Origin of the sequence: Pseudomonas graminis (genome assembly GCF_001705435.1) — a bacterium.
Taxonomy (GTDB): Bacteria; Pseudomonadota; Gammaproteobacteria; order Pseudomonadales; family Pseudomonadaceae; genus Aquipseudomonas; species Aquipseudomonas graminis_B.
Window position 1 is genome coordinate 30,421 of the sequence record NZ_MDEN01000047.1, and the last position, 20,336, is coordinate 50,756.

Sequence of the window (20,336 nt, forward strand, 5' to 3'; positions counted from 1 at the left end):
CTTCCTTGAGTTGAGTCGGATTGACTGTTGAAAGTCCCAAGGACGTAATCGGAGTGCCCGCCGATGGGCAACGGAATAAACGCGCTGTGTATTGCAGAATGTTTATCGCGCCCATAAAAAACCCGGCGCCATGGCCGGGTTTCAAGCAGATCTGTGCATCAATCTTGTTTTTCGGGCTGCACCCAGTACTTCTCGCATTCCTGACAGGCAGCCTGAACCATTTCTTCAGTGATCAGGATTTCCTGCCCGTTTCTGTCGAGAATCGCGCCGCCCAGTTGCAGCTCAGGTTGCGGGCGGAACACGGGTTCTTGATTGCTGCTGCTTTGCAAGCTCATGGGCTGTCTCCTCATCAGGGGGTTGCGCGTCATAGTAGCCACGCCCGCGTGACTGCGCCGTGACACCTGCTCCGGCCGATCTGCGTCGCGGTCGCGAGTCGTCGGGGAAGGCGGTGTGCAAGGCCCATGCACGCAGGGCGTGAGAACAATCCATGACTGACGACGGCGCGCAGAGTTCAGCGAAAGCTGACGAGCGTGCGCGGGGAGGGAGGTGTAGGCTCTGCGACTGATTCGTCTTGCGAGTGTTCTCCATGGCTTCAGTTTTTTCCGGCCGTCAGCGGCATGCCATTCGTCTTGCCTTGCGCATGATCGCCCCGTACCGCAAGCAAGCCCTCGGCGCGTTGCTCGCGCTGGTGGTCACTGCCGGCATCACGCTGTCGATGGGGCAAGGCATCCGGCTGATGGTCGATCAGGGGTTCATGACCCGTTCGCCGACGCTGCTCAATGAAACCATCGGCCTGTTCATGGGGCTGGTGATCGCCCTCGCCATCGGCACCTTCGCGCGGTTTTATCTGGTGTCGTGGATCGGCGAACGGGTGGTCGCCGATCTGCGCAAGCAGGTGTTCGACCATCTGGTCAGCCTCCACCCGGGCTTCTATGAGAACAACCGCAGCTCGGAAATCCAGTCGCGCCTGACCGCCGACACCACGCTGCTGCAATCGGTGATCGGCTCGTCGCTGTCGATGTTCCTGCGCAACGCGCTGATGGTCATTGGCGGAATCATCCTGCTGTTCTTCACCAACCCCAAGCTCACCAGCATCGTCGTCGTGGCACTGCCGCTGGTGATCGCGCCGATTCTGATTTTCGGGCGGCGTGTGCGCAGCCTGTCGCGGGAGAGCCAGGACCGCGTGGCGGATGTCGGCAGCTACGTGTCCGAGGCCCTGGGACAGATCAAAACCGTCCAGGCCTACAACCATCAGGAGCAGGATCGACAGCGTTTCGCGCAGACCGCCGAAGGCGCCTTCGAGACGGCACGCAAGCGGATTCTGCAGCGCTCGTGGCTGATTACCCTGGTGATCGTGCTGGTGCTGGGCGCGGTGGGTGTGATGCTCTGGGTCGGCGGGATGGACGTGATTGCCGGCCGCATCTCCGGGGGCGAGCTGGCAGCGTTCGTGTTCTACAGCCTGATCGTCGGCAGCGCGTTCGGCACCCTCAGCGAGGTGATCGGGGAAATGCAACGGGCGGCGGGCGCGGCAGAGCGGATCAGCGAGTTGCTGCAGGCGCGCAGTGAAATCACCGCGCCCGCCAGTGATCTGCTCACGCTGCCCGAGCGCATCAGCGGTCGCCTGGCGCTGGAAAACCTCAGTTTCGCCTACCCCTCTCGCCCGGAACGCAATGCCGTAGACGGCTTGAGCCTGAGCGTCGAAGCGGGGGAAACCCTGGCGCTGGTCGGGCCTTCGGGCGCGGGCAAGTCGACCTTGTTCGACCTGCTGTTGCGCTTCTATGACCCGCAACAGGGCCGCGTGCTGATTGAAGGCATCCCCGCCGAGCGCCTTGATCCTCTGGACCTGCGCCGGTGCTTCGCCTGGGTGTCACAGACCCCTGCGCTGTTTTTCGGCTCGGTGGAGGACAACATTCGCTACGGCAACCCGGCGGCGAGTGTCGAGCAGGTGGAGGCCGCGGCGCGGATTGCCCATGCCCATGAGTTCATTCAACTGCTGCCCCAGGGTTATCAGACGCACCTGGGTGACGGCGGCATGGGCTTGTCGGGCGGGCAGCGTCAGCGGTTGGCGATCGCCCGGGCTTTGCTGGCCGATGCGCCGATTCTGTTGCTCGACGAGGCCACCAGCGCACTGGATGCCCAGAGCGAGTACCTGATTCAGCAGGCGTTGCCAACGTTGATGAAGGGCCGCACGACCCTGGTGATCGCCCACCGACTGGCGACGGTGCAGAACGCAGACCGAATTGCTGTCATGGATCAGGGGAAATTGGTCGCGGTGGGAACCCATCGCGAGCTGATTGCCAGCAACCCGCTGTACGCGCGGCTGGCAGCCTTGCAGTTCAATGCCGGGGTGGAGCAGGCCGGCTGAGCGCCGGCCTGAATCTGCGTATCAGTCTTTGCGGTATTCGCAGAGGTAGGCGGTTTCTTCGGTGGCTTCGACGTCGAATTTGACGTTCGCCGGGATCTTGAAATCCGTGCCGGCTTTGAAGGTTTCCCAATCATTGGCGCCCGGCAGCAGCACTTTCAGCTCGCCTGAGATCACGTGCATGATTTCCCGGTCGCCGGTGCCGAAGTTGTATTTTCCGGGAGCCATGACGCCGATGGTCGCGTCGCCTGCTGCTTGCTTGAAGGCGATGGATTTGACGGTACCGTCGAAATACTCGTTGACCTTGAACATGGCTGAATTCCTTGGGAAGGGCTGGAAAGGGCCGGACAGTATGCCGAACGTATAAAAGGCCGTCATCCGCTTTGATAAATGCGTCACGCCCTAGCCGGGAATCACCAGCGGTAACAACCGTGCGGTATTGCGCGCGTCTGACAACGCCCGGTGCTGCTGGCCGTTGAAATGCATTCCCGCCAGTTGCAGCGCGGTGTTCAGGCCGCAGGGCTTTTGCAGGTGACGGGCTTTGGCGAAGCGTTGTTTCAGGTTGATGTGGGGCAGGGTGGCGAGTTCGCTGGCGAGCCGGTGCTGATGCCAATCCTGTTGCAGTTGCTGGCGGTCGTAATCGCCCCAACTGGTCCAGGCCACCAGTCGCTCGCGGTGTTGGGCGATCCAGCGTTCGAACTGTGGCCATACGGCGGGCAGCGTCAAGGCGCTGTCGATGACGCTCTGCCGAATGTGCGTCAGCTCGCGGCAGAAGGGCGTGAGCAACGGCCGGCGCATGGGCCGCACGTAACGTTCGAAATGGTCGATTTCGCGCCCGTCCTGATTGACCAGCGACGCACCGATTTCGATGATTTCCATTTCCGCCACCGGCCACCCGCCCTCTTCGGTGGTGGCCTCCAGGTCTATCACCAGCCAGTAGGGCATTTCGAACTCCTGTCTCATAACCTGCGGCAGCGCCCTGGAGCGTAGCCACATCACGGCCCTTACGTCCAACTGCCGGCGCAGATGATCCATGATTGGGACTCGCGGCGGGCAGGAAGGTTTGCCGGGCCAGCGTCTTTTGTAGTGCCTGACTTGCATATGGCCGGGACAGCGCTTGCCTGGCCCCCATCCCTCGGCATAAATTGCAGGCGCATTGGTCCTCACATAAAGCGCTGCGCGGTCGATAATGCACAGGACAAGGACAGCTTCAGCCCGGATGTGGGCTAAAAGGGAAAGGGGGCAGCAAGGCGCAAGGAGGGCGAGAGTTGGAACGACAGAGGCGATTTAGCTTCCGTTTGACCGTTGTCTAATTGATCGCGAACGCATAGCTTACGTACTCCGTTTCGCCTGAGGTGCCTTTTCTTGATATCCACGCCGATGCGGATGGTTTTTAAAACCCTGCTGTTCACGACCACAACGCTGTGGGCCTGGCAGGTCGGTGCGACCCAGATCGTGCGCATTGGTGCAGCGCATTTCCCGCCGTATACGATTCGTCCCGAGCGCGGCGAAGACACCGGGCTGCTGCCGCAGATGATCAGCGCACTGAACGCGATGCAGACCGAATACCGCTTCGAAGCGGTGCCCACGTCCATCCCGCGCCGGTTTCGCGATTTCCAGCAGGCACGCTTCGACATGGCCATTTTCGAAAACCCCGACTGGGGCTGGAAAGGCATTCCCCACGAAGCGGTCGATATGGGGCTCGAAGACGCCGAAGTGTTTGTGGCCCATCGCTTGAAGGGCAGGACCCAGACCTATTTCGATGAGCTGCATGGCAAGCGCCTTGCGCTGTTCAGCGGCTATCACTATGCGTTCGCGGGGTTCGACCCCGACCCTAAATTTCTTGCCGACAACTACAACGCCACGCTGACCTATTCCCACGACAGCAACTTGCTGATGGTGCTGCGTGACCGTGCGGACATCGCCCTGGTGACGCGCTCCTACCTGAGCACGTTCATGTCGAACAACCCGCAGGACGCCGATCAGTTTCTGATCTCGGACCGTGTGGATCAGGTCTATCGCCACTACGCGTTGTTGCGTCCGGATGCGCCCATCAGCGGCGAACGCTTCAGCGAACTGCTGCGGCAGCTCCGGGAGAACGGGGAGATGTTCAAAATCTTTCAGCCGTTTCGCATCGCGGTGACACCGCAGTCCACCCGTCGCGCGGTGGCGTTGGGCGACAGGAAGGAGGGGGACTGACGAGGGCACCTATTACCGGCTGAGGAAGCGCGGCGCAAGAGGGGGGGCGCGCGATGCGGGAGCGCTGGCAGCGTGCTCCCGCAATGGGCTTTAACCGTATCGTTTGGCGGGCTGACTCAGCGGTCCCGCGCTTCTTTTGCGTCCATCTCGGCATTGCGCTCGTGGACACGCTTGAGCTGTTCATCAGTCAGGGGCAGTTTCTTCGCTGAGTCCTTGAGCATCAGCAGACCGCCGACGATCGAGCCGATTGCAACGACCAGAATTAACCAGGCATACCAGGGCATAACGCTCTCCTTCTTGTGATAGAGGTTGGAGCAGCGACGCTGCCCAGTGGTTCAATTGTAGAAGATGCCCGACGCCTGGTGCGTGTCGGGCAGGCATTTACCGATTGCCGGGTCCCGCCATGGGGGATGTTCGGCTACAATGCGCGCCGATTTCGACTTGCCAGAGAACCCGCTCATGTCCGCCTGCCAGACCCCCATCATCGTCGCCCTGGATTTCCCGACCCGCGAAGCCGCGTTGAATCTGGCTGATCAGCTTGACCCCAAGCTGTGCCGGGTCAAAGTGGGCAAGGAGCTGTTCACCAGCTGTGCATCGGACATCGTCGAAACCCTTAACGGCAAGGGCTTCGACGTGTTTCTGGACCTCAAATTCCATGACATTCCCAACACCACGGCGATGGCGGTCAAGGCCGCTGCTGAGATGGGCGTATGGATGGTCAACGTGCACTGCTCAGGCGGCCTGCGCATGATGGCGGCCTGCCGTGACGTGCTGGATCAGCGCACCGGCCCCAAGCCGCTGTTGATCGGCGTCACCGTGCTGACCAGCATGGAACGCGAGGATCTGGCCGGGATCGGTCTGGACATTGAGCCCCAGGAGCAAGTGCTTCGGTTGGCGGCGCTGGCTGAAAAAGCCGGGATGGACGGTCTGGTGTGTTCCGCACTGGAGGCCCAGGCGCTGAAAACCGCGCATCCGTCACTGCAACTGGTGACCCCGGGCATTCGTCCGGCTGGCAGTGCGCTGGATGATCAGCGCCGCATCCTGACGCCGCGTCAGGCACTGGATGCGGGGTCTGATTATCTGGTTATCGGCCGCCCGATCAGCCAGGCGGCCGATCCGGCGAAAGCATTGGCTGCGGTGGTGGCAGAGCTGGCTTAAAACCGTCGGGCATTTGTGGGAGTGACCGGGGTGGCGCTCCCACATCCTGATCACTGGTTTCGACGTTAGAAACCGCTGCGTTTCAGGATCGAGTCCATGCTTTCCTTCGACGGCCGGCCGTAGAACTTCAGCAATTCCGCAGCCCGGTTGGTGAAGAACCCGTCCACCCCTTGTTCGCTGATCGCTTTGAAGTCCACCGCGTCATCCACGGTGTACGGGTGAACGATCATTCCGCGATCGTGGGCCATCTTGTTCATCCAAGGCTGCACCAGGTCACTGTAGCTCTGGTCCCCGCCGTTCTTCAGCGCTGCCGACGGCCCGGTCCCTACGGCGCCGTGGGCTTTGGCCCAGTCCATCCAGGCGGCGAACTCCTCTTTCGATTTCACCTGCTGGCTGGCGTAGAAGCTGGCCTTGTCCTTTGCGCCCGAATCCTTGAATGTCTTGCCCGAAGCCGTTTCGATCGAGCCGTCACCCAGCCACAGCAGCAGGACTTTCGGCGTGTCGGGCATACTCTTTTGCAGCAATTCCAGGCTTGGTTTTTCGAAGGTCTGCAGGACCACGCGGCCCGGCATGTGGGCGACGTTGACGTAGCCTTTCTCGGCGGCAGGGCGCTGGCTCAGCCAACCGCGCTGATCGAGTTTCTTCTTCAAATCTTCTTCGATGCCCGGAAACTGTGCCGGCACCTTGGTTTCGATGTACAGACCGGGCTTGTTCTTGCCGCCTTCGGCGATGTCGATGACTTCGTCCAGCGTCAGAATCTTCAGCCCGGCGTAGGTGGCGCGGGCGCGATCGGGGTAGGCCTTGTTGAACCAGGAGCCGGCGTCAAGGCGCTTGATTTCTTCCAGCGTGAAGGTGTTCAGCGGGTCCTTGGCCCGTTGCGGATAGACGTCGGCGATGTTGGTCGTCCGCTCCAGCGTGTTGTCATGCAGCGCGATGAGCACGCCATCCTTGGTGCGCTGAATGTCCATCTCCAGGTAGTCCGCGCCCAGTTCGCGGGCCAGCGTGTACGAAGGCACTGTTTCTTCGGGCGCATTGAACGAAGCACCGCGATGGGCGATCACCGCCGGCCACGGCACACCGATCTTCGCCGCCAGCGCCCGACCCGGTGCGTTGCCGGTGTCAGCGGCGGCCATGGCCACGGCAGATGACAACAACACGCCGGCAATCGCGGCGCCGCTCAACGTTCTGGATAATCCTTTCAACATGGTTCTGATGTTCCTTTTGTGCATGTCCGTTCATGGCGCAGCCGTTGCCGCACCGCGTGGCACATCGTTTTGTCGTGACGAAATCGGGTGTCGCAGGGCTCAGACCTTAAACAGCAAAGCGCGTCGCGGGCAACCGGGGTTGTCGCTGTGAGGGGAATTGCTGTCGGTTTGAGTGTTAATGCGGCGCTGCCAGTTTCCGGGATTTTTATGACATTGAGGCCGATGGTCCTAACCGGGGGTTACGACTCAGCGACGGGGATTAGCGCAGTGGGCCTCGTTTTAGCTGGGAAAAACTCAGTCGGGCTGGCACTCCGGCACCGTGTCTATTATGAAATCCATCTCTATCTGGCTTCCAACCCTGCCAAACCGCTCTTACTCGCGCTACTGTCAGCTCCACGAATTTCGCGCAGCGGAGGGATGATGAAAACAGTGTTGGTGCTGGTTGAGAGCGTGAACATGTATTTGCCGATTCTGGAAAGCAGCGGCTTTCGCCTGATTCTGGCGCCGACGCCGGCGATGCGCGCGGAGGCGGTGGTGAACGGGGGTGGGGAGATTGACGCCGTGTTGACCCGTGGCCCGTTGGGGTTCACCGCCGAGGAGATGGCCGCGATGCCGAACCTCGGCATCATCTGTGTGATTGGCGCGGGCTACGAGCGCGTCGACCTCGAAGCCGCCGAAGCGCGAGGCATCGTGGTGACCAACGGGGCAGGGGTAAATGCCCCGACGGTGGCGGACCACGCGATGGCCTTGCTGCTGGCGGCGGTCCGCGACATTCCCCAGGCCGACGCGTCGGTGCGCCGCAACGAATGGCGCAAGGTCACCCGGCCCTCGTTCGCTGGCAAACGCCTGGGCATTCTTGGCCTTGGCTCGGTCGGGATGACCATCGCCAAACGCGCGCTGGGGTTTGACATGATCATCAACTATCACAGCCGTTCGCCCCGGGCGGGCGTGGATTTCAACTATTGCGCGACGCCGCTGGCGCTGGCAGAAGCGTCTGACTTTCTGGTGGTGGCAACGCCGGGCGGCGGGTCGACGCGGCACCTGATCGACAAGGCCGCCATCGAAGCGTTGGGCGCTGACGGCTTCATCGTGAACATCGCCCGGGCCAGTGTTGTCGACACCGATGCGCTGATCGACGCGCTCAAGCAGGGTCGCCTGGCTGGGGCGGCGCTGGACGTGTTCGACGATGAACCGCAGGTCCCCGATGCCTTGAAGGCGCTGAACAACGTGGTTCTCACGCCGCACCTTGCGGGGCTGTCGCCGGAAGCATCGCGCGACACCGTGCAAAGGGTTGCCGACAACCTGCTGGCGTTTTACGCGGGCAAGCCGGTGCTGACGCCTGTTCACAGCTGACGATCAGTGGTCTGGCACTCTCTGACAAAAAAGGAATCGTGCATGTCTTCATCTTCTGTGTTGAAAGTTGCTTTGGTGACGGGCGCCGGGAGCGGCATTGGCCGTGCTGTGGCGCTGCAATTACTGGCCGACGGTTTTGCTGTCGTGCTGGCCGGTCGTCGGTCTGAACCGTTGCAGGCGCTGGTTGAACAGGCCGAGGCTGCCGGTCAGCAGGCGCTGGCGGTGCCGACGGACGTGCGCGATCCGGCCAGTGTCGAGGCGCTGTTCGCTACCATTGAACGCTCTTTCGGCCGGCTGGACGTTTCGTTCAATAACGCCGGCATCGGCGCACCCGCTGTACCGATGGATGAGCTGTCGGTCGAGCAGTGGAAGAACGTCATCGACACCAACGTCACCGGGATGTTTTTGTGCGTGCGTGCAGCGTTCGGCCTGATGCGGCGCCAAGCGCCCCAAGGCGGCCGGATCATCAACAATGGCTCGATTTCCGCGCACACGCCACGTCTCTTCAGCTCGCCTTATACGTCCAGCAAACACGCCGTGCTGGGCCTGACCAAAAGCACCGCGCTGGACGGCCGGCAATTCAATATCGCCTGCGGTCAGATCGACATTGGCAACGCCCTGACTGAAATGACCGATCGCATGACCAAAGGCGTCTTGCAGCCTGACGGTGAGCTGCAAGTCGAGCCGACCATGAATGTGCAGCACGTGGCTGAAGCGGTGAGTTACATGGCCGGGCTGCCACTGTCGGCCAACGTGCTGAACATGACTGTCATGGCCAGCAGCATGCCGTTTGTGGGACGTGGCTGATTGACCGGGGCGGCTCGTTGCGTTGAGTTGCGTTGTTTTGTCCAAGAGCTGGCGGGATCCGTCCAACCCGGCTGAAGGATCAATCGCCACACTCAACCCATGCCGCGCCACCTTCAATCGAGGACACTGCCATGACCGAGTTCGTTATCGCCCCCGTTGCCACACCGTCCCTGGCCGTCGCCGGGACGTCCGGCCGCTTTCCGATTCGTCGGGTTTTCTGCGTCGGCCGCAATTATTCCGACCACGCCCGGGAAATGGGCCACGACCCCGACCGCGAGCCGCCGTTCTTCTTCATGAAGCCCGCCGATGCCGTGGTGCCCGCCGAAGGCCGGATTGCCTACCCGCCGCTCACCGAGGACCTGCATCACGAGATCGAACTGGTCGTGGCGATCGGCAAGGACGGCGTGAACATCGACCCGCAGGATGCCTTGGCCCACGTCTGGGGCTACGGCGTCGGTCTGGACCTGACGCGCCGCGACTTGCAGGCGCAGGCCAAGAAAATGGGCCGGCCGTGGGAGTGGGCCAAAGCCTTCGACGCCTCTGCGCCTGCCACACCGTTGCGTCCGGTCAGCGAGATCGGCCACCCGGAAGCCGGGGCGATCTGGCTCGACATCAATGGCGAGCGCCGTCAGCGCGGCGATCTGTCTGACCAGATCTGGGCTGTGCGGGACGTGATTGCGCACCTGTCGCAGTCGGTCGGGATCAAGGCGGGCGACCTGATCTACACCGGCACGCCGGCCGGTGTAGGTGCGTTGCAGCGTGGCGATGTGCTCACCGCCGGGATCGAAGGCATTGCCGAACTCAGTGTGACAATTGGCTGATCCGATGTGGATGCCCGCCTGATAATCGATTGGTCCGGCTGCTGCCGTTGCCCTACCATGGGGCAGTCCGAACCAGCGATTTCAGGTGTTTCAGCGATGGCCCATCCGTCCCGCATCCAGACCTATGGCATGCAGCAGCGCAGCGACCGCATGGATTTCTACATCCGTGACAAGTCCGCCCGACCCGCGCTGACAGCGCCCCATCGCCATGAATATTTCCAGATCCAGATCAACCTCGGCGGCGACACCGTGCAGCACATCGGTGGCGCGGTCAGGCCATTTCCGCGCAACACCCTGGCGTTCATCCTGCCCCATCGACTGCACGTGATTCCGCACCCCGAAGACGGCAATTTTGTGCTGATCAATTTTTCTCAGGAATTTCTCCTGCAGCATCTGCAGTGCGATCCGATGGACCTTGAAGACGTGCCCGTCGCCGACGCGCCTGAGCTGGCGCCGTTCCGGTTTCAGGAGCATGTGGATTTCACACTCGACGACGCTGACTTCGCTGAGGTAACCGCGCTGTTGATGCGGATGCGCGACATGGATCGCGCCAGGCCATTGGGTTCAGGCGCGATCCTGCGGGGGTGTCTGCTGCAGTTGATCGGCACGGTGTGCAATCGCTACGAAGCGCAGTTGCTGGCGCTGTCGGCGAACAAGGCCGAGCGGCGGGGACGGCGCGATGCGATGGGCCGGGTGATCGACTACATTCGCGCGCACATCGCCGATCCGGCCTTGACCCTCACCGATGCCGCGTCGGCGGCCTTTTTGTCGCCCAATTACCTGACCCACCTGCTGCGCAAGGAAACCGGCAGCAGCTTTTCCGAACTGGTCCTGGAGCGGCGCATGCGGCTGGCGCGCACGCATTTGATGAACAGCAGCAAACCCTTGAGCCACATCGCCGAGATCTGCGGGTTCGCCGACGAAGCCTATTTCTCGCGGCGTTTTCGCAAAGCCCACGGCATGCCGCCGGGGCAGTTTCGCCGGGAGCGGCGGGGTGGTTGAAGAGGGTTTGGAACGGTTTTAAAGGGGACTGATTTATTTACAGCGCTTCACCGTAAATTAATCTGTCCCCGTTCGAGGGAGAAAGTGATGGCGCCGGGACTGGCCTCTTCCCGGCTAAAGCCGGTCCCACTGAAAGCATCTTGCCCGCTCAATCGCAATGTGCTGACTTCTTTCCTGCCTGAACCCAGGCCACCTGAACACCGCCTACTTAGTGGGACCGGCTTTAGCCGGGAAGGCGTCGACACAGCTGGCATCAATCTGGCGCCGTCTAACCTACAGCTCAATCGCCTTGGTCAGCTCGCTGAACAGCGCCGACACCGAGCGCAGCGCCCGGCAATCCGGCCGGGTCAGCAGCCACAGCCCGGTGTCATGCCCTGCGAGTGCTTCAGTAATGGGCTGAACCTCGCTGTCCCGAACCATGAAATCCGGCAGCGCTGCCACACCCATGCCTGCGCGCACCAGTTGCGCCACTGCCAGCATGGAGCTGCAGCGATAAGCGAGGTTCACGCCGGGCAGATGCTGCCAGCGCCACATCACGGTCGGGTGATCGGGGAGGAAATCGTCGGGGGCGATCCAGGCCATGTCGTCGAGGGCCCGATCACCGCAGCGTTGTGCGTAGGCCTCGCTCGAACAGACCTGATACGTAACCGTGCCCAGGCGAGTCCCGACCAAGTGCTCAGGCGGTGTGTTGGTCAGACGCAGCGCGATGTCGGCGTCGCGGCGGCTCAGGTTGGCAAAGGTGCTGGAGGTGTTCAGTTCCAGGCGCAGGCCCGGGTAGTCCGGCATGAAGCGGCTCAGGGCGGGGAGCAACAGGCTTTGCAGAACAGCTTCGGTACAGGTCAGGCGCACGGTGCCGCTGACGACTTGCCGGCCCTGCTCAAGGCTCAATTGCGCGAGGGCCAGCGCGTTCTCGGCACTTTCGGCCTGCTGGGCAAGCGCCAGTGCTGCGCTGGTCGGCACATAGCCGGCGCGGCTCTTGTCGAAGAGCGCCGTGCCCACCGCCTTTTCCATCCGACGCACCGCGCGAAACACCGTCGAGACATCGACCCTCAGCAGTTCAGCGGCCTTGGCCAGCGTCCGCCCACGCACCAGCGCGAGGATGAGGGTGAGGTCGGCATGATTGATTCGATAGTGCGCAGCTGCATTGATCACTTGCCTGGACGCCAATTCTGATTGCAGAACGACAAGCTTATAGTCGCCCCCGGACCTCATGCAAAGCGTTTTGATATCAGGGAGCACACATGACTCAGCGGCAGAAAATCCGAATCGCGTTGGTGGGAGACTACGACCCGAGCGTGCCGGCGCATCAAGCGATACCCGTGGCGCTGGACAGGGTGGCGAACGAAACGGGGCTCGACGTCCAGGCAACGTGGGTCCCGACGACGGACATCGGGGATGGCGCGAGCCCGCAGGGGTTCGCGGGCATCTGGTGCGTGCCGGCCAGCCCCTACCTCGACATGGACGGCGCGCTGACGGCGATTCGCTTCGCCCGGGAGCGGCAGGTGCCCTTCCTCGGGACGTGCGGCGGCTTTCAGCATGCGTTGCTGGAGTACGCGCGCAATTATCTGGGCTGGGCCGATGCCGAGCACGCCGAAACGGCGCCGGAATCGGAGAACGCCATCATCACGCCCTTGACTTGCTCGCTGGTCGAGGCCTTCGCGCCGATTCGTCTACGGGCCGGGTCGCGGATTGCCGCTGCGTACAACTCGCTCGAAACCCGGGAGCGCTACCGTTGCCGTTATGGTTTGCGCAAGGAACTGGAGGCCGACGTGTTTGCCGGCCCGCTGAGAGTGTCGGGTTACGACGAAGACGACGAGGTCCGGGCTGTGGAACTCGATGGTCATCCGTTTTTCGTCGCCACGTTGTTTCAACCGGAACGCGCCGCGCTGGAGGGCAGCACCCCGCCGCTGGTGAAGGCTTTTGTGCGCGCCTGCGCGGCGGAGTTGATTTGACATGATGATGGCCAACACGTTTGGTGTGCCGTATTACGCGGTGATCTTCACTTCGATCCGCACTGAGCTCGAAGCACCGGAATATGACGACGCGGCCCGACGGATGCTCGAACTTGTTCGTCAGCAGCGGGGTTTCCTTGGCGTGGAGTCGGCACGCGGCGACGATGGGCTGGGGATCACTGTGTCTTACTGGGCGGATGAAGCCGCGATCCTGGCCTGGAAAGAACATCCGGAACATCGAGCAATCCGTGAGCGCGGCCGGTCGACCTGGTATCGGCAATGTACGACGCGGGTTTGCAGGGTGGAGCGGGAGTACAGCTTTGGCAGTTGAAGTACCGTAGCCGGGGACAGATTAATTTACGGTGAAGCGCTGTAAATAAATCAGTCCCCTTTGTGCATAGCCGGGAAGGGGCCTTCACATGCACCCTCGATTGTGCGGTGTGGCGAATGACGTCTTCCCGGCTAGAGCCGGTCCTAATTATCTAATCAAGGCATGACCGGCGGGATGTACGCCAGCGTCGTACCCAGCACCCACAACAGAAACAGCACCAGCGGCGTATGCACCAGCAACTGCACGAACGAGAAGCCGATCAAATCCCGTGCCTTCAGGCCGAGCACGCCCAGCAGCGGCAGCATGTAGAACGGGTTGATCAGGTTCGGCAGGGCTTCGGCAGCGTTGTAGATCTGCACCGCCCAGCCGAGGTGGTATTTGAGGTCGTTGGCGACCTGCATCACGTACGGCGCTTCGATGATCCACTTGCCGCCGCCGGACGGGATGAAGAACCCGAGAATCGCCGAGTACACACCCATCAGCAGCGCATAGGTGTCGTGGGAGGCGATGCTGGTGAAGAACGTCGAGATGTGGTGCGCGACCGTTTGCGCGTCACCGCCCTTGACGGTTGTCAGCAGCGCGGCGATCGAGCCGTACAACGGAAACTGAATCAGCACGCCGGTGGTGGTCGGCACTGCTCGGGCGACGGCATCGAGGAAACTGCGCGGACGCCAGTGCAGCAGCGCGCCGACCATGATGAACAGGAAGTTGTAGGTGTTCAGGCCGGAAATCGCGGTGATGGCGGGCTTAGTGCTGAACTCGTTGTACAACCAGCCGGACGCCAGCGCGACCATCAGAATGATCAGCAGCGGGCTGTATTCCAGCCATTCGCCCGGGCGGGTGCGCGGCGGCAGCGGTGGCAGGCTGAAGCTCGGGTCGATGCCGCATTCCTTGGCATCGCGGGCGTTGGCCGGGCCGGGCGCCGTGGCGTAGGCGACGATGATCGAGACCACCACCAGGGCCAGCAGCATTACCCCGGACTGCCAGAGAAAGATCGTCTGGGTGAACGGAATCACCCCGGTGATCGCCAGAATCGACGGCGGCAGGCTGGCCGGGTTGGCTTGCAGCTGCGCGGCGGACGACGACAAGCCCAGGGCCCACACCGCGCCCAGACCCAGATAAGCCGCAGCACCGGCGGCGCGGTAGTCCATTTTCAGATCGGTACGACGGGCGAGGGCCCGCACCAGCAAGCCGCCGAACACCAGCGACAGTCCCCAGTTGAGCAGTGAGGCCACCATGCTGATCAGCGCGACCCAGGCCACGGCCGAGCGGCCGTTTTTCGGGAGGCGCGCCAGGCGGTCGATCAGTTTGACCGCCGGCGGCGAACTGGCGACGACGTAACCGCCGATGACCACGAAGGCCATTTGCATGGTGAACGGGATCAGGCTCCAGAAACCGTCACCGAAGGCTTTGGCGGTGTCGGCGGGTTTGGCGCCGATGACCAGCGTGGCGAGGGTGACGATGACCACGGCCAGGGCGGCGAACACCCACGAGTCCGGGAACCAGCGTTCCGCCCATTTGGCGCAACGCAGGGCAAAGCGGGCGGAGCGGCTTTCTTCGATGTCGGCGGCCACGTGTGTTACCTCATTTTAGTTATTTTTCAGGTTTTTTGGACGGCAGTTTCAAGTGTTGGCGGTGACGTGAAAAAAGCACCGGTTCAGATACAGCAAAGCCCCTTCATCGCTGAAGGGGCAGGGCGGTCTGACGAAAGGTGCGGGTGTGGCAAACGCTTACGCTGTGGCGAAAACGTGGGGCATGACGCGGATCCTGCAGAACCGCGCCATTGCCGGGGCGATCAAAACGTCATTTCAATCACGTCATCCGGCACGATCAGTTTGCCGGCGGTCTTGGCGATGATTTCATCCACGGTCACGCCCGGGGCGGTTTCGCGCAGCACGAAGGCGCCGTTTTCGATCTCAAGGTACGCAAGGTCGGTCAGCACTTTCTTGATGCAGCCGGCGCCGGTCAACGGCAGGCTGCAGCGTGACAGCAGCTTGGATTCGCCGTCCTTGGACGCGTGGGTCATGGTGACGATGATGTTTTCGGCGCCAGCCACCAGATCCATCGCGCCGCCCATGCCCTTGACCAGCTTGCCGGGGATCATCCACGACGCAATGTTGCCCTCGACGTCCACCTCGAACGCGCCGAGCACGGTCAGGTCGACGTGGCCGCCACGGATCATCGCAAAGGACTCGGCCGACGAAAAGATCGATGCGCCCTTGCGTGCGGTCACGGTCTGTTTGCCGGCGTTGATCATGTCCGCGTCGATGGTCTCTTCAGTCGGAAAGGCGCCCATGCCGAGCAGACCGTTTTCCGATTGCAGCATCACGTCGATGCCGTCCGGGACGTAGTTGGCGACCAGGGTCGGAATGCCGATGCCCAGGTTCACGTAGAAGCCGTCTTGCAGTTCGCGCGCAACGCGCTGTGCCATTTGTTCGCGGGAGAGTGCCATGGTCTTGGGTCTCTTTTATTCTGTCCGGACTGTAGAAAACCGGAGATACAAGGGGGAAATCGGTGCGAGTACGGCGCTTGGGTCAGGCTTTTCTGACGGTTCGCTGCTCGATGCGTTTCTCGAACGTGCCCAGGATCACGCGATCGACATAGATGCCGGGGGTGTGGATTTCGGTGGGCAGCAGCACGCCGGGCTCAACGATTTCTTCGACTTCCACCACGGTGATCTTGCCGGCGGTGGCCACGACCGGATTGAAGTTCTGCGCGGTGTGACGGTAGACCACGTTGCCGAAGTGGTCGGCCTTCCAGCCTTTGACGATGGCGAAGTCGCCGGTGATGGCTTCTTCCAGAATCACGTTGCGGCCGTTGAACTGACGGGTTTCCTTGCCTTCCGCGACGGGCGTGCCGTAGCCGGTGGCGGTATAGAAGGCGGGAATGCCGGCGCCGCCTGCGCGCATTTTTTCGGCCAGGGTGCCTTGGGGGGTGAGCTCGACTTCCAGCTCGCCGCTGAGCAACTGGCGTTCGAACAGGGCGTTTTCACCGACGTAGGACGCGACCATTTTGCGGATCTGCCGGTCTTCCAGGAGGATGCCCAGGCCAAAGCCATCGACGCCGCAGTTGTTGGAAACCACCGTCAGGCCTTTCACGCCCATGCGTTTGATTTCTGCGATGAGGTTTTCCGGGATGCCGCACAATCCGAAGCCGCCGGACAGCACGGTCATGTTGTCGGTCAGCCCGGCGAGGGCTTCAGCGTAGGTTGCCACGCGTTTGTCGAGTCCAGCCATGGTGAGATCCCGCCTTATTTGTAGTTGTGTCCGACAATCTAAGCATCGGAGAGCGTTGGCCGCATCTTCTCTCGCACGCAGTGATTTGTTAATTTTGATTTATTCATCGATTGATAAGTAATCCAAATATATGAACGTGAAACAGCTTCGTGCGTTTCTGGCGGTGGCGCAGTGCCTGAGTTTCGCTCAGGCCGGCGAGCGGCTGCATGTGTCGCAACCGGCCTTAAGCCTGACCATCAAGGCGCTGGAGGAAGACCTGGGCGGGCAGTTGCTGACCCGCACCACGCGCCATGTCAGCCTGACCCCGGAGGGCGAGGCCTTGCTGCCACTGGCCCGCCAGTTGCTCGCTGATTGGGACAACACCGAGGAACTCCTGCGTCAGCGTTTCACCCTGCAGATGGGCAAGGTGTCGGTGGCCGCCATGCCGTCCTACGCGGGCAATCTGCTGCCCATCGCGCTGAAGGTGTTTCGCGAGCGCTACCCACGGGTGAACGTGGCGGTGCACGACGTGATCAACGAGCAGGTGGTGGAAATGGTCGGCCATCGCCGCGTGGAACTGGGCATCGGCTTCGAGCCCGAGGCGGGCACTAACCTGATCTTCACGCCGTTCTACATGGATCGGTTTGTCGCCGTGGTGCCGAAAGATTCGCCACTGGCCGCGCGCCGCGAAGTGAGTTGGGATGAGCTGCTGCGTCACGACTTCATCACCCTGCAACGCCCGTCCGCCGTGCGCCTGCTGCTGGAGCAGGACCTGCAGAGCCAGCACGGCAAGCTGTCGGTGGCGTTCGAAAGCCATCAGCTGTCGACGGTGGGGCGCATGGTCGCCAATGGCCTGGGGGTCAGCGCGGTGCCATCGCTGTGCATCGCGCAGATGGAAGAACTCGGCGCCCGCTGCATTGCCCTGGAAGGCCCGCGCATCGAGCGTCGTATTGGTTTGATGACCCAGGCGGATCACCAACTGTCGGCAGCGGCCCAGGGGTTGCGCGAGGTGCTGATCGAATGCGCGCGGGATTCGAATGCCGCCCTCGCGAGCAAGCTCGCTCCCGCTGGGTGATACCGCATTCCACGTTGGAGACCGGCGGCGAAACGGCCAGATCCTGTAAAAATTTAACTGCGACGCAATGCCGCATCCGGTATGGTTCGGCCGGTTGAAACATATTGTTTCAAAACATCCCGAGATAAAAACCGAACGGTAAGGGGCTCCGCGTTGGATCTGTCGTCTGCTGCCTGGGTGTTTCATGACACTCGCCTGATCATCTGCTGCCTGATCGCCATTGCCACCATCATCGTGCTGATCAGCGCCACCAAGCTCCCGCCGTTTCTGTCGATTCTGGTGGGCACATTCATCGCAGGGATAGGCGCGGGGTTGCCAGCGGAAGCAGTGGCAAAGGCGTTCAGCAAGGGCGCGGGCGGGATTCTCGGAGAGGCCGGGATCATCATTGCCCTCGGTGCCATGCTCGGTGCGCTGATGGCCGAATCGGGGGCGGCGGATCGCATCGCGTCGACGCTGCTGGGGCTGGGCAAGGGCAAGATGCTGCCGTGGGTCATGGCCTTGGTGGCCATGGTCATTGGTCTGCCGCTGTTCTTCGAAGTGGGCCTGGTGATGATGGTGCCGATCATCTTCGTCATGGCGCGCCAGTCGAATCAGCCGCTGCTGAAAATCGCCATTCCGGCGCTGGCCGGCATGACCACGCTGCATGCGCTGATGCCGCCGCACCCGGGGCCGCTGATCGCCGTCGCTGCGTTGCACGCCGATCTGGGCCTGACCATGTTGCTGGGGTTTTGCGTGGCGGTGCCGGCGGTGATTCTCGCCGGTCCGCTGTACGGCAACTGGCTGTCAAAGCGCATGCACATCGAGGAGCCGGCAGAGCTGGGCGAGCTGTTCTCGGCCAAACCCACTGCCTCCCGCCAACCGGGCTTCGGCATCTCGTTGCTGATCATCCTGCTGCCAGTGATCCTGATGCTCGGCAGCACCCTGGCGAAAATCGCCATGGCGCCGGAAAGCAACACCGCCCTGACGCTGAAATTTCTCGGTGAGCCGTTGGTGGCGTTGGGCATTGCGGTGCTGGCGGCGACGGTGTGTCTGGGCTGGGCCAACGGTATCTCCCGCGAGCAAGTGGGCGGCACGCTGCGTAAGAGTCTCGCGCCGATTGCCGTGCTGCTGTTGACCATCGGCGCGGGCGGCGGCTTGAAGCAAACCTTGCTGGACGCCGGCGTCAGCCAGACCATCAGCAAAGTGGCCGAAGGCGCGCACATGCCGTACCTGCTGCTGGCGTGGTTGATTGCCGTCGCGCTGCGTCAGGCGACCGGTTCGGCCACCGTCGCGACGACCACCACGGCGGGCATCCTTGCGCCGATGATGGCCGGGCTGGCGCCGGTGGAAGCGTCACTGGTGGCGCTGGTGATCGGGGCGGGCTCGGTGTTCTTCTGCCACGTCAACGACGCCGGGTTCTGGATGGTCCGCGAATACTTCGGCCTGCAACTGAAGCAGACAATCTGGGTCTGGTCGGTGCTACAGACCATTGTGTCGGTGGTGGGTCTGATCGGCACGTCGCTGTTGTGGCACTTTTTGGTCTGACCATGTCCAGAGCAAACGCTGAAGCCTTTTCGGAGTGAGGAGCCTTATGGAATGGTATTTGCCAAGAAATTGATGGCGGTCATGCGGGCCTCTTCCCGGCTGAAGCCGGTCCTACAATGGGTATGCGGTGTCTGTAGGACCGGCTTCAGCCGGGAAGCTTTTGATCTCGATCTTCGAACGCAAAAAGTCCAGTCACCGCCCAACCCGATAGCCACTATCAAGACGACTGATTTCTGCTGGAAAGGCCCGGGGCGTAGCCTTGGCTTCATTCCGGAAACGAGCCGAATGGAGGCTCCCAATGAACCGTCTTCTTGTCCTCTCCCTGTTACTCTGCGCCTCCCTCCTCGCCGGTTGTGCCGCTGGCAATCATCCCGAGCTGCGTGCCTACAGCGCTGAAGAAACCCACCAGCTGGCCCTCGAAGACCTCAATCGTCGTGGCTTGTCCTACGACGAATTCCAGGCCCGCAAAGCCCGACTGATCGAACAGCCACAGCTGCAACGGGCCCACGCGTTCGATAACCGTGGTGAAGTGAATGCCGAAGTCAGCGTCGCGTCGAAAGCCCGTCAGGGTTAAGCCGGAACACTTACAACGCCAGCTTCAAGTGCCCGCCCGCTTCCTTGTGACGCGCCTGAGTCCGGTGTTGCAGGCCCAGTAAAAAGTGATCCAGACCGTCATGCAGGCGCTGGGTCAGCAGTTCATCCAGCTCACCGCCCAACGCGTTCTCGCCATAGCTGATCTGGCTGTCGATGGCGAATACACCGTGCAGCACTTCCTGGCATTTCAGTGCCGACAGCACGGGTTTCAGCGCGTAATCCACCGCCAGCATGTGGGCAATGCTCCCCCCCGTTGCGATCGGCAAGACCACTTTGCCGTGCAATGAACGCTCCGGCAGCAGGTCGAGCAGCGTCTTCAACGCCCCCGAAAACGACGCCTTGTACACCGGCGTGCCGATCAGCAAACCGTCCGCCTTCGCCACCGCGTCGATGAAAGCCACCACCTGGGGGCTGTCGAATCGGGCGTACAGCAAATCCTCGGCAGCAAAATCCTGAATGCGCACACCGCTGACTTCGACGCCACGGTCCTTGAGCCAGTGCGCCGCATGCTGCAACACCACGCCCGAGCGCGATCGGGTGGAAGGGCTACCTGAAATCGAAACTACCAACATGTGTTGTTTCCTTGGGGTCAGTCACCCGAGGTGCGAGGCACCGAGCAGGCCGCGTTCAACGCGAAGTAATGGGCGTGAAGACCCTTCGCCGGTACTCAAGCAGCATGCGTGCCAGCGCTCTCCATCGCCCGCCGCCCCCGTCAATCCAGCGATCACACACAGCTGC

Annotated in this window: 22 protein-coding genes; 12 read left to right on the top strand and 10 right to left on the bottom strand. The window is 62.1% G+C overall.

Features of this window, described 5'->3' with window-relative positions; translation table 11 throughout:
- Positions 1 to 158: 158 nt before the first annotated feature.
- Positions 159 to 335 carry a PA1571 family protein gene (locus BBI10_RS27515; protein WP_166650608.1) on the bottom strand — a complete coding sequence of 59 codons (177 nt, stop codon included), beginning with the start codon at positions 333 to 335 and terminating at the stop codon, positions 159 to 161.
- A gap of 251 nt (positions 336 to 586) precedes the next feature.
- Between BBI10_RS27515 and BBI10_RS01385 the strand changes: the two genes are divergently transcribed.
- Entirely contained in the window at positions 587 to 2,365 is a 1,779-nt protein-coding gene (locus BBI10_RS01385) for an ABC transporter transmembrane domain-containing protein (protein WP_065986266.1), read from the top strand.
- A 21-nt stretch (positions 2,366 to 2,386) separates the two neighbouring features.
- Here BBI10_RS01385 and BBI10_RS01390 read toward each other — a convergent pair whose 3' ends face one another.
- Positions 2,387 to 2,674 carry a pyrimidine/purine nucleoside phosphorylase gene (locus BBI10_RS01390; protein ID WP_065986230.1) on the bottom strand — a complete coding sequence of 96 codons (288 nt, stop codon included), beginning with the start codon at positions 2,672 to 2,674 and terminating at the stop codon, positions 2,387 to 2,389.
- 90 nt (positions 2,675 to 2,764) lie between these two features.
- Positions 2,765 to 3,307 (bottom strand): exonuclease domain-containing protein, encoded by a 543-nt coding sequence (locus BBI10_RS01395; protein ID WP_065986231.1) that lies wholly within the window; start codon positions 3,305 to 3,307, stop codon positions 2,765 to 2,767.
- A 441-nt stretch (positions 3,308 to 3,748) separates the two neighbouring features.
- Here BBI10_RS01395 and BBI10_RS01400 point away from each other — a divergent pair, with 441 nt between their 5' ends.
- Positions 3,749 to 4,561, top strand: a complete 813-nt coding sequence (locus BBI10_RS01400) for a substrate-binding periplasmic protein (protein ID WP_244657039.1) — start codon at positions 3,749 to 3,751, stop codon at positions 4,559 to 4,561.
- A 116-nt stretch (positions 4,562 to 4,677) separates the two neighbouring features.
- Here BBI10_RS01400 and BBI10_RS01405 read toward each other — a convergent pair whose 3' ends face one another.
- Complete coding sequence (locus BBI10_RS01405) at positions 4,678 to 4,845, bottom strand: DUF2897 family protein (protein WP_065986232.1); 168 nt, start codon at positions 4,843 to 4,845, stop codon at positions 4,678 to 4,680.
- A 175-nt stretch (positions 4,846 to 5,020) separates the two neighbouring features.
- Here BBI10_RS01405 and pyrF point away from each other — a divergent pair, with 175 nt between their 5' ends.
- Positions 5,021 to 5,719, top strand: a complete 699-nt coding sequence (gene pyrF, locus BBI10_RS01410; RefSeq protein ID WP_167355761.1) for an orotidine-5'-phosphate decarboxylase — start codon at positions 5,021 to 5,023, stop codon at positions 5,717 to 5,719.
- Positions 5,720 to 5,784: 65 nt separating this feature from the next.
- On the opposite strand, the gene BBI10_RS01415 is transcribed toward pyrF, so the two are convergent.
- A complete protein-coding gene (locus tag BBI10_RS01415; RefSeq protein WP_244160287.1) occupies positions 5,785 to 6,924 on the bottom strand; it encodes a glycerophosphodiester phosphodiesterase in 1,140 nt (379 codons plus the stop codon).
- A 420-nt stretch (positions 6,925 to 7,344) separates the two neighbouring features.
- Between BBI10_RS01415 and BBI10_RS01420 the strand changes: the two genes are divergently transcribed.
- The 4 genes from BBI10_RS01420 to BBI10_RS01435 all read left to right on the top strand — a co-directional run bounded on the left by BBI10_RS01420 (position 7,345) and on the right by BBI10_RS01435 (position 10,907).
- Positions 7,345 to 8,277, top strand: a complete 933-nt coding sequence (locus BBI10_RS01420; protein WP_065986235.1) for a 2-hydroxyacid dehydrogenase — start codon at positions 7,345 to 7,347, stop codon at positions 8,275 to 8,277.
- A gap of 42 nt (positions 8,278 to 8,319) precedes the next feature.
- Complete coding sequence (locus BBI10_RS01425; RefSeq protein WP_065986236.1) at positions 8,320 to 9,084, top strand: SDR family oxidoreductase; 765 nt, start codon at positions 8,320 to 8,322, stop codon at positions 9,082 to 9,084.
- A 131-nt stretch (positions 9,085 to 9,215) separates the two neighbouring features.
- On the top strand, positions 9,216 to 9,905 hold the full coding sequence (locus tag BBI10_RS01430; RefSeq protein ID WP_065986237.1) for a fumarylacetoacetate hydrolase family protein: 690 nt from the start codon (positions 9,216 to 9,218) through the stop codon (positions 9,903 to 9,905).
- Positions 9,906 to 10,001: 96 nt separating this feature from the next.
- Positions 10,002 to 10,907 (top strand): helix-turn-helix transcriptional regulator, encoded by a 906-nt coding sequence (locus tag BBI10_RS01435; protein ID WP_065986238.1) that lies wholly within the window; start codon positions 10,002 to 10,004, stop codon positions 10,905 to 10,907.
- A gap of 273 nt (positions 10,908 to 11,180) precedes the next feature.
- Here the strand turns inward: BBI10_RS01435 and BBI10_RS01440 are convergent, their stop codons facing one another.
- Positions 11,181 to 12,059, bottom strand: coding sequence for a LysR family transcriptional regulator (locus BBI10_RS01440; RefSeq protein WP_065986239.1), 879 nt, complete (start codon positions 12,057 to 12,059; stop codon positions 11,181 to 11,183).
- 89 nt (positions 12,060 to 12,148) lie between these two features.
- Between BBI10_RS01440 and BBI10_RS01445 the strand changes: the two genes are divergently transcribed.
- Positions 12,149 to 12,859, top strand: a complete 711-nt coding sequence (locus BBI10_RS01445) for a CTP synthase C-terminal region-related (seleno)protein (RefSeq protein ID WP_065986240.1) — start codon at positions 12,149 to 12,151, stop codon at positions 12,857 to 12,859.
- A 4-nt stretch (positions 12,860 to 12,863) separates the two neighbouring features.
- Positions 12,864 to 13,190: an antibiotic biosynthesis monooxygenase family protein gene (locus BBI10_RS01450; RefSeq protein WP_065986268.1), complete on the top strand. Its 327-nt coding sequence runs from the start codon at positions 12,864 to 12,866 to the stop codon at positions 13,188 to 13,190.
- Positions 13,191 to 13,345: 155 nt separating this feature from the next.
- On the opposite strand, the gene BBI10_RS01455 is transcribed toward BBI10_RS01450, so the two are convergent.
- From BBI10_RS01455 to BBI10_RS01465, 3 genes are all read right to left on the bottom strand, one after another.
- Complete coding sequence (locus BBI10_RS01455) at positions 13,346 to 14,764, bottom strand: short-chain fatty acid transporter (protein WP_065986241.1); 1,419 nt, start codon at positions 14,762 to 14,764, stop codon at positions 13,346 to 13,348.
- 221 nt (positions 14,765 to 14,985) lie between these two features.
- Complete coding sequence (locus tag BBI10_RS01460) at positions 14,986 to 15,642, bottom strand: CoA transferase subunit B (protein WP_065986242.1); 657 nt, start codon at positions 15,640 to 15,642, stop codon at positions 14,986 to 14,988.
- Positions 15,643 to 15,724: 82 nt separating this feature from the next.
- The gene (locus tag BBI10_RS01465; RefSeq protein WP_037013408.1) at positions 15,725 to 16,426 is read right to left on the bottom strand and encodes a CoA transferase subunit A; all 702 of its coding nucleotides are present in this window, start codon (positions 16,424 to 16,426) and stop codon (positions 15,725 to 15,727) included.
- Positions 16,427 to 16,556: 130 nt separating this feature from the next.
- Between BBI10_RS01465 and BBI10_RS01470 the strand changes: the two genes are divergently transcribed.
- From BBI10_RS01470 to BBI10_RS01480, 3 genes are all read left to right on the top strand, one after another.
- Positions 16,557 to 17,480 (top strand): LysR family transcriptional regulator, encoded by a 924-nt coding sequence (locus BBI10_RS01470; RefSeq protein ID WP_065986243.1) that lies wholly within the window; start codon positions 16,557 to 16,559, stop codon positions 17,478 to 17,480.
- A gap of 153 nt (positions 17,481 to 17,633) precedes the next feature.
- Complete coding sequence (locus BBI10_RS01475) at positions 17,634 to 19,004, top strand: gluconate:H+ symporter (RefSeq protein WP_065986244.1); 1,371 nt, start codon at positions 17,634 to 17,636, stop codon at positions 19,002 to 19,004.
- 298 nt (positions 19,005 to 19,302) lie between these two features.
- The gene (locus tag BBI10_RS01480; protein WP_065986245.1) at positions 19,303 to 19,578 is read left to right on the top strand and encodes a hypothetical protein; all 276 of its coding nucleotides are present in this window, start codon (positions 19,303 to 19,305) and stop codon (positions 19,576 to 19,578) included.
- A 10-nt stretch (positions 19,579 to 19,588) separates the two neighbouring features.
- Here BBI10_RS01480 and ssuE read toward each other — a convergent pair whose 3' ends face one another.
- Positions 19,589 to 20,170, bottom strand: coding sequence for an NADPH-dependent FMN reductase (ssuE, locus tag BBI10_RS01485; protein ID WP_065986246.1), 582 nt, complete (start codon positions 20,168 to 20,170; stop codon positions 19,589 to 19,591).
- Between the last annotated feature and the right edge of the window lie 166 nt (positions 20,171 to 20,336).

Bases quoted from the DNA above. Each gene is read 5' to 3' on its own strand.
- BBI10_RS27515 (WP_166650608.1), bottom strand. From the start codon at position 335: ATGAGCTTGCAAAGCAGCAGCAATCAAGAACCCGTGTTCCGCCCGCAA.
- BBI10_RS01385 (WP_065986266.1), top strand. From the start codon at position 587: ATGGCTTCAGTTTTTTCCGGCCGTCAGCGGCATGCCATTCGTCTTGCC.
- BBI10_RS01390 (WP_065986230.1), bottom strand. From the start codon at position 2,674: ATGTTCAAGGTCAACGAGTATTTCGACGGTACCGTCAAATCCATCGCC.
- BBI10_RS01395 (WP_065986231.1), bottom strand. From the start codon at position 3,307: ATGCCCTACTGGCTGGTGATAGACCTGGAGGCCACCACCGAAGAGGGC.
- BBI10_RS01400 (WP_244657039.1), top strand. From the start codon at position 3,749: ATGGTTTTTAAAACCCTGCTGTTCACGACCACAACGCTGTGGGCCTGG.
- BBI10_RS01405 (WP_065986232.1), bottom strand. From the start codon at position 4,845: ATGCCCTGGTATGCCTGGTTAATTCTGGTCGTTGCAATCGGCTCGATC.
- pyrF (WP_167355761.1), top strand. From the start codon at position 5,021: ATGTCCGCCTGCCAGACCCCCATCATCGTCGCCCTGGATTTCCCGACC.
- BBI10_RS01415 (WP_244160287.1), bottom strand. From the start codon at position 6,924: ATGTTGAAAGGATTATCCAGAACGTTGAGCGGCGCCGCGATTGCCGGC.
- BBI10_RS01420 (WP_065986235.1), top strand. From the start codon at position 7,345: ATGAAAACAGTGTTGGTGCTGGTTGAGAGCGTGAACATGTATTTGCCG.
- BBI10_RS01425 (WP_065986236.1), top strand. From the start codon at position 8,320: ATGTCTTCATCTTCTGTGTTGAAAGTTGCTTTGGTGACGGGCGCCGGG.
- BBI10_RS01430 (WP_065986237.1), top strand. From the start codon at position 9,216: ATGACCGAGTTCGTTATCGCCCCCGTTGCCACACCGTCCCTGGCCGTC.
- BBI10_RS01435 (WP_065986238.1), top strand. From the start codon at position 10,002: ATGGCCCATCCGTCCCGCATCCAGACCTATGGCATGCAGCAGCGCAGC.
- BBI10_RS01445 (WP_065986240.1), top strand. From the start codon at position 12,149: ATGACTCAGCGGCAGAAAATCCGAATCGCGTTGGTGGGAGACTACGAC.
- BBI10_RS01450 (WP_065986268.1), top strand. From the start codon at position 12,864: ATGATGGCCAACACGTTTGGTGTGCCGTATTACGCGGTGATCTTCACT.
- BBI10_RS01460 (WP_065986242.1), bottom strand. From the start codon at position 15,642: ATGGCACTCTCCCGCGAACAAATGGCACAGCGCGTTGCGCGCGAACTG.
- BBI10_RS01465 (WP_037013408.1), bottom strand. From the start codon at position 16,426: ATGGCTGGACTCGACAAACGCGTGGCAACCTACGCTGAAGCCCTCGCC.
- BBI10_RS01470 (WP_065986243.1), top strand. From the start codon at position 16,557: ATGAACGTGAAACAGCTTCGTGCGTTTCTGGCGGTGGCGCAGTGCCTG.
- BBI10_RS01480 (WP_065986245.1), top strand. From the start codon at position 19,303: ATGAACCGTCTTCTTGTCCTCTCCCTGTTACTCTGCGCCTCCCTCCTC.
- ssuE (WP_065986246.1), bottom strand. From the start codon at position 20,170: ATGTTGGTAGTTTCGATTTCAGGTAGCCCTTCCACCCGATCGCGCTCG.